At 64.9% G+C, this 14,616-nt stretch carries 9 protein-coding genes and 2 pseudogenes; all 11 read left to right on the top strand.

Translation table 11 applies throughout. The features are described from left to right. Nucleotides 1–5: 5 nt before the first annotated feature. The 11 genes and pseudogenes from MPSD_RS09180 to MPSD_RS30195 all read left to right on the top strand — a co-directional run bounded on the left by MPSD_RS09180 (nucleotide 6) and on the right by MPSD_RS30195 (nucleotide 14,512). The gene (locus MPSD_RS09180) at nucleotides 6–278 is read left to right on the top strand and encodes a HypC/HybG/HupF family hydrogenase formation chaperone (RefSeq protein WP_012393655.1); all 273 of its coding nucleotides are present in this window, start codon (nucleotides 6–8) and stop codon (nucleotides 276–278) included. Between the two features lie 11 nt (nucleotides 279–289). Beyond that, nucleotides 290–1,438, top strand: coding sequence for a hydrogenase formation protein HypD (gene hypD, locus MPSD_RS09175; RefSeq protein WP_020724727.1), 1,149 nt, complete (start codon nucleotides 290–292; stop codon nucleotides 1,436–1,438). Between the two features lie 3 nt (nucleotides 1,439–1,441). Next, nucleotides 1,442–2,191, top strand: a complete 750-nt coding sequence (locus MPSD_RS09170) for a DUF6390 family protein (protein WP_020788083.1) — start codon at nucleotides 1,442–1,444, stop codon at nucleotides 2,189–2,191. A gap of 21 nt (nucleotides 2,192–2,212) precedes the next feature. Next, nucleotides 2,213–3,325 (top strand): alkaline phosphatase family protein, encoded by a 1,113-nt coding sequence (locus MPSD_RS09165; protein ID WP_020788084.1) that lies wholly within the window; start codon nucleotides 2,213–2,215, stop codon nucleotides 3,323–3,325. A 510-nt stretch (nucleotides 3,326–3,835) separates the two neighbouring features. After that, nucleotides 3,836–4,162, top strand: a pseudogene (locus MPSD_RS30725) (transposase family protein); the annotation flags it as partial. A 142-nt stretch (nucleotides 4,163–4,304) separates the two neighbouring features. Next, nucleotides 4,305–5,507 (top strand): ISAs1-like element IS2404/ISMul1 family transposase, encoded by a 1,203-nt coding sequence (locus MPSD_RS09150; protein ID WP_420811891.1) that lies wholly within the window; start codon nucleotides 4,305–4,307, stop codon nucleotides 5,505–5,507. A gap of 397 nt (nucleotides 5,508–5,904) precedes the next feature. Continuing rightward, nucleotides 5,905–7,320: a class II 3-deoxy-7-phosphoheptulonate synthase gene (locus MPSD_RS09145; RefSeq protein WP_119571719.1), complete on the top strand. Its 1,416-nt coding sequence runs from the start codon at nucleotides 5,905–5,907 to the stop codon at nucleotides 7,318–7,320. Nucleotides 7,321–8,070: 750 nt separating this feature from the next. After that, nucleotides 8,071–8,268: a hypothetical protein gene (locus MPSD_RS29135; protein ID WP_232022795.1), complete on the top strand. Its 198-nt coding sequence runs from the start codon at nucleotides 8,071–8,073 to the stop codon at nucleotides 8,266–8,268. A gap of 119 nt (nucleotides 8,269–8,387) precedes the next feature. Next, nucleotides 8,388–9,590 carry an ISAs1-like element IS2404/ISMul1 family transposase gene (locus tag MPSD_RS09125; RefSeq protein ID WP_420811890.1) on the top strand — a complete coding sequence of 401 codons (1,203 nt, stop codon included), beginning with the start codon at nucleotides 8,388–8,390 and terminating at the stop codon, nucleotides 9,588–9,590. 21 nt (nucleotides 9,591–9,611) lie between these two features. Beyond that, the gene (locus MPSD_RS09120) at nucleotides 9,612–11,702 is read left to right on the top strand and encodes a bifunctional aminotransferase class I/II-fold pyridoxal phosphate-dependent enzyme/GNAT family N-acetyltransferase (RefSeq protein WP_232022872.1); all 2,091 of its coding nucleotides are present in this window, start codon (nucleotides 9,612–9,614) and stop codon (nucleotides 11,700–11,702) included. Between the two features lie 227 nt (nucleotides 11,703–11,929). After that, a pseudogene (locus tag MPSD_RS30195) lies at nucleotides 11,930–14,512 on the top strand (PE family protein). Nucleotides 14,513–14,616: the final 104 nt, after the last annotated feature.

Here is a 14,616-nt window from a genome sequence, read left to right as displayed (position 1 = left end):
CTGACATGTGTCTTGGGATTCCGGGCCGGATCGTCGAGATCACCGATCCGGAGAACTATTTGGCGAAAGTCGATGTCAGTGGGGTGCAGCGCACGATCAGCGTGCGGCTACTCGACGAAGACACGCCACAACCCGACGATTGGGTGTTGGTTCACGTCGGGTTCGCGATGGCCAAGATCGATGAGAGCGAAGCGTTACTCACGCTGGCCGCCATCAAGCAGCTCGGCGAGGCCTACACGGCCGAGATGGAAGCCTTCGACTCATCCTCGATCGTGTGAGGAGGCTGACGATGAAATTTGTCGACGAATTCCGTGATCCGGCGGCGGCCCGAAAACTGCTGACCGCCATCGAACATTTGGCGCACCTGCCGGGAGCCGGCCCCGAACACTTCAAGTTCATGGAGGTGTGCGGCGGACACACGCACACCATCTACCGGCATGGGATCGAACACCTCCTGCCAGACAATGTCGAACTGGTGCACGGCCCCGGTTGTCCGGTGTGCGTCATCCCGATGGGCCGCATCGACGACGCCATGTGGCTGGCCGGCCAACCCGATGTCATCTTTACCTGCTTCGGCGACATGATGCGGGTTCCCGGGTCCGACGGCAGCCTGCTGGACGCCAAGGCGCGCGGCGCCGACGTTCGGTTCGTCTACTCGCCGCTGGATGCGCTCAAGGTCGCAATCGACAACCCGGACAAGCAGGTGGTGTTCTTCGCCATCGGTTTTGAAACCACCGCACCCTCGACCGCGGTGACCCTGGTGCGGGCTCGCGACCTCGCGTTACCCAACTTCAGCGTGTTCTGCAATCACGTAACGATCGTTCCGCCGATCAAGGCCATTCTGGAATCACCGGATCTGCGCTTGTCGGGTTTCATTGGCCCCGGTCATGTCTCGACCGTCGTGGGTAATCGGCCGTATCGGTTCGTGCCCGAGGTGTACCACAAGCCGTTGGTCGTGGCGGGATTCGAGCCGTTGGACATCCTGGCGTCGGTCACGATGCTGCTACGTCAGATTCGTGAGGGCCGCTGCGAGGTGGAAAACCAGTACAAGCGGGTCGTGCCCGAAGAGGGCAACCCCGCCGCACTGGCACTGATGGGCAAGGTATTCGCCCTGCGCCCACACTTCGAGTGGCGTGGGTTGGGCTTCATCTCGCAAAGTGCACTGCGGCTCAGTGACGATTTCGCCGAGTTCGATGCCGAGCTGCGATTCGCGATGCCCGGCGTACGGGTGGCCGACCCGAAGGCATGCCAATGCGGTGAGGTGCTCAAGGGTGTGCTCAAGCCTTGGGAATGCAAGGTCTTCGGCACCGCGTGTACGCCGGAGACCCCGATCGGCACGTGCATGGTGTCTCCGGAGGGAGCCTGTGCGGCCTACTACAACTTCGGCCGCCTGCACCGCGACGCCGTCAAGCTCGTGGGGCAGTCCGGGCGGGCATGACGCGTGTCAGTCCCTGATACGCCCGACATCCGGGGGCCCGAGATGTTCGCCCGCTACGCCTACGCGCCCAACGCCTTGGGCTATTGCGGCCCCCCGCTGGGCGCCACGCTGCGGGACGGATCGGTTGCCGATGTGCGCGCCGCGGCCAGGAAATTCTCGGGTGCGTGGCCGTACCTGCGGGTGCTCTCGCGGCTGACCGGCATCGCCGATCCGTTGGACTATCGGCTCGTCGAGGCATACTGGCTCGGTGGCGGCGTCGGCGCCGACGTGGAGCCTGGCCGGTTCTTCGACGAGCTGCTGGCCATCATCGGCCCGCAGGCGGGCCGTCATTGGTCGCATCTGACGCCGGAACTGGCGCACGAGGCGGCCGGAAATCACTGCTTCCACGTCTTCGGTGTCTATCCGTGGACCCGCTTTCTGCGCCGGGGCCTCGACGAGCATCCGCTGAGCGTGCTCGATAGTTGCCGAATCACTTGGGCAACAGTCGTCTCCCGTACTGGTGACGCCGTTGAGGTTTCGCGTCAAAGCCTCATCTGGGATGGCGAGGCGCTGGCTTTGGCGGCGCCCTCATCGCAGCTACTGGATGTTTGGGCCGACGGATACAGCGCGGTACCCGATGTGTCGGTCGGCGAAGAAGTCGCCGTGCACTGGGGCCGGCTCTGCGCCCGGCTGCAGCCAGAACAGGTGGTGGCGCTCGCCGAGAGCACCCACCGCCAGCTACGAGTGACAAACCAGCGACTGGCTCGGGTGTAGCGGCATGCCAGACTGACCGTCATGCCCGGTTCCATCTGCGACGTGTTGCCTGCGGCGGGCGCACTACTGGGGGTCCCGGGCACCGAAGACCGGCTCGGGCTGATCGACCGGGTCGGCCACGTCGACCGCGTGCTCGTCGTCCTGGTCGACGGGCTGGGCTGGCACTTGCTGCCCGAGTTGGCCGCTGATGGTGCACTGCTGGCCTCCGTGTTGGCCGGTGATGCCGGTCGGGTCAGCCAACTCAGCTGTACGTTTCCGTCCACGACACCGACAAGCCTGGTCTCCCTGGGTACCGGAGCGATGCCCGGTGAGCACGGCATCCTCGGTTTTACCGTCAACGTCCCCGGAACCGATCGAGTGCTCAACCACATCCGCTGGCGCGATGATCCACCACAGGGCCAATGGCAGGCCCTCCCAACCTGGTTCGAACGATTGACGTGGGCGGGCATCAGTACACGCGCGGTGCTGCCGGAGTGGTTCATCGGCAGCGGCTTGACCGCAGCGGCGTACCGCGGCGCGCAGTTTCACCCGACCCGCGCAAGCGACGACTACGCTCAGCTGGTCATCGATGAGGTGCGTGGCGCGCCGGGACTAGTTTACGCCTACACCTCCGACCTGGACACCGCGGCGCACCTGTTCGGCATCGGTTCATCCCAGTGGCACGAGGCGGGGCGCAGCGTGGATTCCTTGCTCACCCGGCTGGTCGAGGCGTTGCCGCCGGATGCGGCGCTACTGGTGACCGCAGACCACGGTGGCCTCAATGTCGCGGCCGATGCTCGCGTCGATCTCGACACAGACCCACGGCTTTCGGCCGGGATCCGGGTGGTCGCCGGTGAACCGCGGGTGCGCTACCTGCACACCGTGCCCGGGGCGACAACCGACGTCTTGGATACCTGGCGGGAGCTGCTGGGAACCCGAGCCGATGTCCGCACCCGCGACGATGCAATTGCCACAGGGATTTTCGGTTCGGTGGCACCGGAGCACCGGCTCCGAATCGGCGATGTCGTCGTGACTTGTGCCGACGACGCGGCAGTGCTGGCAACGGCTCACGAGCCGCCGGAAACGGCCCGACTCATCGGCTTTCACGGCGCCGCCACCGCGGCCGAAATGGCCATACCGCTCATCTCGTTCTGATCCTTGTGCCCGGCAACTGATCTGCTTGGGCGATCTGTTCTGGCCACGGATACATCGTTGAACTGCGCGTTGCGCCAACATCGCGCGGGCGCATCAGCCTACGTACGGCTAACGGGTCGGGCGCAAGCGTTTCCGGACTATTCGGTTTCCTTCACCCGCTCGCGCGCATCCGACTTCCCAAGTTCGGCGGTGAGAGCACCAAATCAACAAGGCGCGGGAGCCCGAAGTAGGGTGACTAACTTTGTTACTTCAAAGTTACGCGTTATTCAACAGCTCATGAACTTGACCCCAAATTAATCGGCAGAATAAATGGTCAAATTAAGCATTTGATAGCTCAATTTATCGGGCAAATTCCGCCCGCGGCAACCAGGGCTCCGGCGTTGTTGATTAGCAGGCTTGTGAGCTGGGTTGATGATCTTTGGTGCCGCGCTATTGGGGCCGGAGTGTAGGCACGGGCTATCTGGAGAACGATCGAGTTGGTTACTGTTCGTCGTTGGTCTGGAGTTGCCCGTGCCTACCGTTTCAGTATTGCGTGTGTCGTCGGTTCCAGAGGTGTTCGACCGCTGGAGTCCTGGTGAGCGCAGCGAGCTCATCGGATCGGAGTTTCTCGATGTGTTGGCCTCGGTGCCAGACCCGAGGGGCCCACGCGGTCGGAGGTATTCGCTGATGGCTTTGTTGGCGATCGCGGTTCTGGCCACTGCCGCGGGGATGCGCGGCTATGCTGGTTTTGCCACATGGGCGGCCACCGCTCCCGATGATGTGTTGGCCCAATTAGGGGTCCGGTTCCGGCGGCCCAGTGAGAAGACCTTCCGCGCTGTTTTGTCTCGGCTAGACCCCAGGGCTCCGGCGTTGTTGATTAGCAGGCTTGTGAGCTGGGTTGATGATCTTTGGTGCCGCGCTATTGGGGCCGGAGTGTAGGCACGGGCTATCTGGAGAACGATCGAGTTGGTTACTGTTCGTCGTTGGTCTGGAGTTGCCCGTGCCTACCGTTTCAGTATTGCCTGTGTCGTCGGTTCCAGAGGTGTTCGACCGCTGGAGTCCTGGTGAGCGCAGCGAGCTCATCGGATCGGAGTTTCTCGATGTGTTGGCCTCGGTGCCAGACCTGAGGGACCCACGCGGTCGGAGGTATTCGCTGATGGCTTTGTTGGCGATCGCGGTTCTGGCCACTGCCGCGGGGATGCGCGGCTATGCTGGTTTTGCCACATGGGCGGCCACCGCTCCCGATGATGTGTTGGCCCAATTAGGGGTCCGGTTCCGGCGGCCCAGTGAGAAGACCTTCCGCGCTGTTTTGTCTCGGCTAGACCCCGCCGACCTCAACGCCAGGATAGGCAGTTACTTCACTGCACACGTGGCCAGCAGCGACCCCAGTGGATTGGTGCCGATCGCGTTGGACGGCAAGATGCTGCGTGGTGCTTTACGCGCCAAAGCGACAGCCACGCATCTCGTGTCGGTGTTCGCCCACCGTGCCCGATTGGTGCTCGGTCAACTCGCTGTCGCCGAGAAAAGCAATGAAATTCCCTGCGTACGCGCCCTGCTCACGCTGCTGCCGGGTAGCTTGCGGTGGCTGGTCACCGTGGATGCGATGCATACCCAGGTCGTCACCGCGAAGTTGATCTGCGCCACCTTGAAGTCGCACTACCTGATGATCGTCAAGCCCAACCAAGCCAAAATACTTGCGCGTATCACCGCGCTGCCCTGGGCCGAGGTGCCCACAGCCGCTACCGACGACTCCCGCGGCCACGGCCGTGTCGAGACCCGCACCCTGCAAATCATCACCGCTGCACGAGGAATCGGCTTCCCCTACGCAAAACAAATCATCCGGATCACTCGTGAACGCTTGATCACCGCCACCGACCAGCGCAGCGTGGAGGTGGTCTATGCCATCTGCAGCCTGCCGTTCGAGCACGCCCGCCCTACCGCGATCATGACCTGGATGCGTCAACACTGGGGAATCGAGAACAGCCTGCACTGGATACGCGACGTCACCTTCGACGAAGACCGTCAAAGGGCACATACCGGAAACGGCGCACAGGTCCTAGCAACGCTACGCAACACCGCGATCAATCTGCACCGCCTCAACGGCGCCGACAACATCGCCGAAGCCTGCCGGATCACCGCTTTGACCGCCAACCGCCGCCTAGACCTCCTCAATCCACAATTCCCCAGCTCACAAGCCTGCTAATCAACAACGCCGGAGCCCTGCCGCGGCAACTTAGCCATCTGCGGTTCGCCCTCCGACGGATCCCCGGCAGAGCGGGCAACCTCGCCCGCTCCCCCGACATCACATTTCCGCAGCTCAACACCCATGCCAGCACCCCTACACCCACCGCCACCGGACGGCAGCGATCCGGTGACTACTAGCCGGTTCGCGCCGTGATCACGCGCTAATCAGTCACAGATTCCGCGCCGAATTGGCAAGGGCAATTTAAGAGAATCAGCCAGCCAAGCTGACCAATTAAGCCACCACTCCCGAACATCGTGTACAGTCCGAATCCGGGGCAGAAAAGTGGGAGGTAAATGGCGATGCACGTAGCCGAACCGGGACAGTTACCGCGCCTAATACCGACGGTGGCGGCGCGATGCAAGCGCTGACGATAGCCGCATTATCGAGGGCGCAAGTCGATATTCCGATTGACCAGCTGCCGTCGTTGCCGCCGTTGTCTGATGAGTTGCGGGCGCGGTTGGATGCTGCGTTGGCTAAGCCGGCTGCTCAGCAGCCCAGCTGGCCGGTCGATCAGGCGACGGCGATGCGTAAGGTGCTCGAGAGTGTGCCGCCGGTGACGGTGCCTTCGGAGATCATCCGGTTGCAGGAGCAGCTGGCGCAGGTCGCTCGTGGTGAGGCGTTTTTGCTGCAGGGTGGGGATTGCGCGGAGACGTTTACCGATAACACCGAGCCGCATATCAGGGGCAATGTGCGCACGCTGTTGCAGATGGCGGTGGTGCTGACCTATGGCTCGAGCATGCCGGTGGTCAAGGTTGCTCGGATTGCGGGGCAGTACGCCAAGCCGCGCTCGGCCGATACTGATGCGTTGGGGTTGAAGTCCTACCGCGGTGACATGATCAATGGTTTTCCGCCCGATGCTGCTGCCCGCGAGCATGATCCGTCGCGGCTGGTGCGCGCCTACGCCAATGCCAGTGCGGCGATGAACTTGGTGCGGGCGTTGACGTCGTCGGGGTTGGCATCGCTGCATTTGGTTCATGATTGGAACCGCGAGTTTGTGCGGACCTCGCCGGCGGGGGCGCGCTATGAGGCGCTGGCCAACGAGATCGATCGGGGCCTGCGGTTTATGAGTGCCTGTGGGGTGGCCGACCGTAATCTGCAGACCGCTGAGATCTACGCCAGTCATGAGGCTTTGGTGCTCGATTATGAGCGGGCGATGTTGCGGTTGGGTGAGGGGGAAAACGGTGAGCCGCAGTTGTATGACTTGTCCGCCCATACCGTGTGGATCGGTGAGCGGACCCGTCAACTCGATGGCGCCCACGTTGCTTTTGCGGAGGTGATCGCCAATCCGATCGGGGTCAAGATCGGCCCGACGATGACTCCGGAGCTGGCTGTCGAGTATGTCGAGCGGCTGGATCCGCATAACAAGGCGGGCCGGCTGACGCTGGTGAGTCGGTTGGGGAACAACAAGGTCCGTGATCTGCTGCCGCCGATCGTGGAGAAGGTCCAGGCCGCCGGTCACCAGGTGATCTGGCAGTGCGATCCGATGCACGGCAACACCCACGAGTCATCCACCGGCTACAAAACCCGCCACTTTGACCGCATCGTCGATGAGGTACAGGGATTCTTCGAGGTCCATCGCGGCCTGGGAACCCACCCGGGTGGTATCCACGTCGAGATCACCGGCGAGAACGTCACCGAATGCCTGGGCGGCGCGCAAGACATCTCCGACTCCGACCTATCCGGGCGCTACGAGACCGCCTGCGACCCACGACTGAACACCCAACAATCACTGGAACTGGCCTTCCTGGTCGCCGAAATGCTGCGTAACTAGAACCGCACCAAGCTCTCACCAAATCCGCGCGGCAAAGAATCGTCTGGATTGCGTCCCGATTCGATGTCGGGATCCCGCCAACACGTAAACCCAACAACGGACCGGTACTCGTGATATCCGGGACTCAATAATTTAATTCCGGAATATACCGAATTTCTCCAACCCCTCAGGAGCGAGAAGTGCGCGCACCCCTTCCATGCCAAAAACGCGATACGATCATAGTTGGCAGCGGCATATCCGGGCCAAGCGCGGGCATATATCTTCGGCGGCAGGACCGCCTGGAGGTGGCGTTATTGCTGCCCGCGGTCGACACAAGCTTCCCGAATCCACGTGTATATCACATCCTCTTCTGGCCTCAATCCCGAATCACACAAGAACTACGTCGCTTAGATTCCGGAGTGCCGAAATCTCGGACAAGCCTTCACATTTATGGCTCCGAACTACCGGAGCGGGCGGCCCACTACACCATAAACGCTGCACTTACACTGCCGCGCGGAGCACGTGGTCCATCACCGGAACGCCGCGCAAATATCCGCGAATGCGTGCTCGAAACGATCGAGAGCGGCCTCCCCGCATTCAGGCAGACGCCAAATTATGACGCGGCGCGCGACATCATTTTCTTCGGCACTTCGGTGGGCCCGCCCGGCAGGGCTCCGCGGGCGATCGCTCACGGTCAACAGTCGCCAGGTCACCTCGTTCTCGTCGTGTTCCTACCTGGGCCTGGAATTCCATCGGGCCCTCATCGATGGCATGACCGATGCCGGCGAACGCTACGGCACCCAGTTCTCCTGCTCGCGGGCCTTTGTGGCGAACCCGCTGTACCAAGACGTGGAGCGGCTTCTTTCCGAACTTTTCGGTGGACACGCGTTATTGGCCCCCACCACGACCCTGGCGCATATGGCCGCACTCCCCGTGCTGGCCGATCAGGGCTCCGGCGTTGTTGATTAGCAGGCTTGTGAGCTGGGTTGATGATCTTTGGTGCCGCGCTATTGGGGCCGGAGTGTAGGCACGGGCTATCTGGAGAACGATCGAGTTGGTTACTGTTCGTCGTTGGTCTGGAGTTGCCCGTGCCTACCGTTTCAGTATTGCCTGTGTCGTCGGTTCCAGAGGTGTTCGACTGCTGGAGTCCTGGTGAGCGCAGCGAGCTCATCGGATCGGAGTTTCTCGATGTGTTGGCCTCGGTGCCAGACCCGAGGGACCCACGCGGTCGGAGGTATTCGCTGATGGCTTTGTTGGCGATCGCGGTTCTGGCCACTGCCGCGGGGATGCGCGGCTATGCTGGTTTTGCCACATGGGCGGCCACCGCTCCCGATGATGTGTTGGCCCAATTAGGGGTCCGGTTCCGGCGGCCCAGTGAGAAGACCTTCCGCGCTGTTTTGTCTCGGCTAGACCCCGCCGACCTCAACGCCAGGATGGGCAGTTACTTCACTGCACACGTGGCCAGCAGCGACCCCAGTGGATTGGTGCCGATCGCGTTGGACGGCAAGATGCTGCGTGGTGCTTTACGCGCCAAAGCGACAGCCACGCATCTCGTGTCGGTGTTCGCCCACCGTGCCCGATTGGTGCTCGGTCAACTCGCTGTCGCCGAGAAAAGCAATGAAATTCCCTGCGTACGTGCCCTGCTCACGCTGCTGCCGGGTAGCTTGCGGTGGCTGGTCACCGTGGATGCGATGCATACCCAGGTCGTCACCGCGAAGTTGATCTGCGCCACCTTGAAGTCGCACTACCTGATGATCGTCAAGTCCAACCAAGCCAAAATACTTGCGCGTATCACCGCGCTGCCCTGGGCCGAGGTGCCCACAGCCGCTACCGACGACTCCCGCGGCCACGGCCGTGTCGAGACCCGCACCCCGCAAATCATCACCGCTGCACGAGGAATCGGCTTCCCCTACGCAAAACAAATCATCCGGATCACTCGTGAACGCTTGATCACCGCCACCGACCAGCGCAGCGTGGAGGTGGTCTATGCCATCTGCAGCCTGCCCTTCGAGCACGCCCGCCCTACCGCGATCATGACCTGGATGCGTCAACACTGGGGAATCGAGAACAGCCTGCACTGGATACGCGACGTCACCTTCGACGAAGACCGTCAAAGGGCACATACCGGAAACGGCGCACAGGTCCTAGCAACGCTACGCAACACCGCGATCAATCTGCACCGCCTCAACGGCGCCGACAACATCGCCGAAGCCTGCCGGATCACCGCTTTGACCGCCAACCGCCGCCTAGACCTCCTCAATCCACAATTCCCCAGCTCACAAGCCTGCTAATCAACAACGCCGGAGCCCTGGCTGGCCGATGAACGCGATGCGCTCGTCCTCGATCATCAAGTCCATCATTCCGTCCACGTCGGAGCCAACCAGGCCCGAATTAGCGGAACCCGAGTCGAGTTGGTGCGCCACGATCACCTTGACCAGGCCTGCGACACCATCAGCAAGCTCGCGAGCAAGCATCGCCGGGTGTGGTTCTGCGTGGACGGCGTCTACTCGATGTATGGCGACCTGGCACCGACCCGCCTCCTCCAGGAAGTCCTCGCCACCAGTCCGAACGTGCGTCTCTATGTCGACGACGCCCATGGCGTCTCATGGATCGGGCGCCATGGCCGGGGCAGTTTCCTCGACCGGTTTCCGCTAGACGACCGGGTGGTGGTAGCCGCCTCATTTGCAAAGGGATTCGGCGCCGGGGGCGCGTGCTTGGTGTTCAGCGATCCGGCAGAGCTGGACCTGGTGCGGACCAGCGGCGGCCCCTTGATGTTCGGCGGGCCCATGCAGCCACCGATGCTTGGGGCGTTGCGAGGCTCGGCACTCGTTCACTTGAGCCCCGAGATCGTCGAGTTGCAAGATGCCCTGCGCACCAGGGTGGACCGGATCAACAACGGCCTCGAAGACACGGGGATTGTCCCGATCGCGGTCAATCAGAGTCCAATCTTTTTCCTGCAGTGCGGTTTACCTCGGGTGGCCTTCGAAGTCACCAAGCGGATGCTCGATGACGGCTTGCTGGTGAATTCGTCCGTGTTCCCCTCGGTCCCGATGAAGCGTGGGGGCATTCGGCTCAGCGTCACCGCCGCACACACCTTCGCCGAGATAGACCGGGCCATCGATCGGCTGGCGTTGCACATTCCCAACGTGCTGCGTGAACTCGGAGTCGCCGACGGCCAACTCGCCGAAGAGTTCGCGAACGCGATCCCGCGAGAATCAGTGACGGATGCGCCGTTGAAAGGCAATGGATTACGGATGCAGAGCGCGACCACGATCCACCAGATCGACCGCGCCACCTGGGACACCGTCCTGGGCGAAGCAGCCCACTGTAGCTGGGACGCGATGGCGGCGGCAGAGCGGATCTACGGCGCCAAGGACGCTCCACCGGAACATCGCTGGAAGTTCCGCTACCTGATCGTCCGCGACCACACCCATCGCGTCGTCGCCGCAACCGTGTTCACGACGCTGCTGACCAAGGATGACATGCTCGCGGCTGAAGACGTTTCGCGGGAGATCGAGAGGCGGCGGGAAGCAGACCGGTACTACCTGAGTTCGACGGTCGTCATGACGGGTTCCACGCTGTCCGAGGGCAATCACCTCTACCTGGACCGCATTGGCCCCTGGCGGGAAGCGCTACGACTGATTCTGGCCGCCGCGGACGAAGAATCCGAGCGCGCGGGAGCCGACGCGATCATGCTGCGAGACTTGCCCGACGGAGATCCGGAAATGGATACCTTCATGCTCGACGAGGGCTTCTCCCGCGTGCCAATCCTCGACACCCACACCCTCACCCTCGATGCCCCGGACGAGTCGGCCTGGTATTCGGCACTTCATAACAAGAAGCGCTACCAGCTGCGGCGGGTTATCGAACATGCGAAAGACACCGAAGTGAGCTTCCACGGAGTAGGCCTGGCTCCACTGACCGATGAGGAGGCCGTCTACTTGCATGGCCTGTTTGAACAGCTGGAGCAGAAAAAGTTTCGGATCAACCTATTCGACCTGCCGATGACGCTGCTCCCGGGCATGCTGACCAGCCCCGCTTGGGAACTCGGGGTGGTCCGAATCCGCGCCGAAGCGGGCGGCCCACAACAGCCGGTCGGATTCTGGGCCGCGCACAAGTGCGGTGACACCTATGCGCCGTTCCTGTTGGGAGTTGACGACGCGTATCGGGATCGAGACATTTACCGCGTGACGATCCTGCATTGGGTGCGCAGGGCATGCGCCCTGTCAATGCGCAAAGTCCGGATGGGCATGGACGCCGAGGTCGAGAAGAACCGCTTCGGCGCCCGCGCCGAACGCATCTTCATGTACTTGCGGACCCGCGATGACTACGCGGGGGCTCTGCTCGGCGAGGCCGTCGCCAAAGTGGCCACCAACCAACAGATTCACCAAGGCGCCGATTAGTCGCTCTCAACGCAGTGCATCCCGGCCTCGCGGGGGTTGGCGGCTGTTTGTTGACAGCACAAGAGCCCAGAAACGGCTTCACCCCATACACGTTCGCCAAGACCCCCGGTGCCGCAACGTATCCGCCCCGATGTCGAGATCCTGGTCCCGAATCGCGCTACGGTGAACCATGACCGCGTCGGTCCCGGGCCGACGCCAGCCGGTTATTCCGGTATTGGAGGTAGCACATGTCCTTCGTGATCACGCTGCCGGAGTTGATCGATTCGGCAGCAATGGATTTAGCCAATATCGGCACAGCTTTGAACTCGGCTACCGCCGCTGCGTCGGCTTCGACAACGGGGATTCTGGCCCCGGCCGGGGACGAAGTATCCGCGGCGGTTGCGACCTTGTTTTCCCAACACGCCCATGCATATCAAGCAGCCAGCGCGCAGGCGGCCACATTTCAGCAACGCTTTGTGCAAGCGTTGACCGCGGGCGCGAGCGCCTATGCCGGCGCGGAGTCCGCAAGTGCAGCATCGATCGCCGACCCGCTGCTGGCCGCCATTAACGAACCCGCGTTGGCGTTGACCGGGCGCCCGCTGATCGGCAATGGCGCCAACGGGGCCCCGGGAACCGGAGCGGACGGGGCACCGGGCGGGTGGCTGCTCGGTAATGGTGGGGCCGGCGGGTCGGGCGCGGCGGGGATGCCCGGCGGGACCGGCGGAGCGGCTGGACTGTTCGGTTCCGGAGGGGCCGGGGGTGCCGGCGGCGGCTCGACGGTCGATGGTCGCGGCGGGGCGGGCGGCGACGGCGGGGCAGGCGGCTGGCTGGCGGGCAACGCAGGGGCCGGTGGAGCCGGCGGCACCGCGACCGGCATCGGCGGGGGTACGGCGGAGCCGGAGGAGCCGGCGGACCCGGTGGGCTGTTGGGCGCCGGCGGGATTGGCGGGACCGGCGGAAGCTCGGAGTTCGATGACGGCGGTGTCGGCGGTCACGGCGGCGCGGGCGGACTGCTGGCCGGGATGGTCGGTGCCGGCGGTGGTGCGGGCGGTACCGACGGTGGGGCTGGCATGTTCGGCGACGGCGGGTCCGGCGGAGCCGGCGGCGACGGCGGCCTGCTCGCCGGCCCGGGCGGTGCCGGCGGCGACGGTGGAGCCAGCCTCGGGCGCAGTGGCGGTAGCGGAGGGGCAGGCGGCAACGCGGGACTGCTGTTCGGCGATGGCGGCGGCGGCGGGACCGGCGGATCCACCACCTTCGACTCCTCCGGCGCCGGCGGCAACGGCGGGGCCGGCGGCAACGGCGGGCTGTGGGGCACCGGTGGGATCGGCGGGAACGGCGGGTACGGCACGACAGGTGGTGGCGACGGCGGCAACGGCGGCAACGCCGCCTTGGTCGGCAACGGCGGGATAGGCGGAGCCGGCGGCTACGGCGAAAACGTCCTTGGCGGCGCCGGCGGGACCGGCGGGAGAGCCGGCCAGCTGATTGGCAATGGTGGCGCTGGCGGTGCCGGCGGCGGTGCTGGAGTCAGCGGCGGGACCGGCGGAAACGGCGGCGCCGGTGTGCTGTTCGGCAACGGCGGCAACGCCGGGGTGGGCGGTGCCAGCACCACCAACGGCGGCACCGGCGTCGGCGGCACCGGCGGGCTACTCATCGGGCTGGACGGATTCAACGCAGCGGCAAGCACCTCGCCCCTACACAACCTGCAACAGCAGGTCCTCACCGCCATCAACGCGCCCACCCAGGCACTGACCGGGCGCCCGCTGATCGGCAATGGCACCCCCGGCGCTGCTGGCACCGGGGCGATCGGCACGCCTGGCGGGTGGCTACTCGGTGACGGCGGAGCCGGCGGGTCCGGAGCACCAGGCGTCGGCCACAACGGCGGGGCCGGAGGTTTGGCCGGGCTATGGGGCGCCGGCGGAACCGGCGGGGCCGGAGGCAGCTCGTTGACATCGACTACCAACGGCGGCGCCGGCGGATCCGGCGGGGCCGGCGGCTGGCTGTCGGGCACCGGCGGGGCCGGCGGATCCGGCGGACCCAACATGGCCGGTGGCGACGGTAACGGTGGGGCCGGGGGCGGCGGCGGGGCCGGCGGACTGCTGGGCGCCGGCGGTGTCGGTGGCACCGGCGGGGCGAGCGTGCTCAATGGCGATGGCGGCTCGGGTGGAGCCGGCGGCTCCGGCGGGCTACTTGGCGGGCTATTCGGGGCCGGCGGCGGCAATGGCGGGACCGGTGGCGGCGCTACCGGCATTGCAGGTCTTGGCGGGGCCGGCGGCGATGCCGGACTGCTTGGTGGCCCGGGCGGCAATGGCGGAGCCGGCGGCTTCAGCCACGGGGGTTTCGCCGGTGGCGGCGGATCCGGCGGCAACGCCGGGCTGCTGTTCGGCAGCGGGGCGGCGGTGGGGACGGCGGATTCGCACCCGTTGGTGTCGGCGGCGTAGGCGGGGCCGGCGGCAACGGCGGTGACGCCGGACTGCTGTTCTCGGCGGGCGGGGCCGGGGGCTTCGGCGGGTTCGGCAGCGGGACCGGAGGGGCCGGCGGCGCGGGCGGAAGCGCGAGACTGGTTGGCTTTGGCGGGGCCGGTGGCGGCGGCGGACTCGGCGGAGTCGGTGACGCGGGTGCCGGAGGGCCGGCGGCGTCGGCGGAGGGCTGCTCGGCAACGGCGGAGCCGGCGGCGAGGGCGGGGAAGGCGACGGCGCCGGCGGGGTCGGCGGCAACGCGGCGTTCATCGGGACCGGCGGCAACGGCGGCAACGGCGGAACACCCACCGGCAGCGGAGGCCACGGCGGCTCCGGCGAGCTACTGGGTCAAGACGGGCTCAACGGGTTGCCCTAGCCAGGGCACCCTGCGCTGCGGCCGCACGTAACACATCGGAAACAACCGGCAAGCAAGACAATCCGTTTATCAGCCCAGTCCTCACAACCGCACTGCGGCACTGG

Source organism: Mycobacterium pseudoshottsii JCM 15466, from assembly GCF_003584745.1.
In the GTDB taxonomy this organism is placed as follows: domain Bacteria; phylum Actinomycetota; class Actinomycetes; order Mycobacteriales; family Mycobacteriaceae; genus Mycobacterium; species Mycobacterium marinum.
Note: the sequence above shows the minus strand (reverse complement) of the source record. Positions and strands in the feature narration are given on the sequence as shown.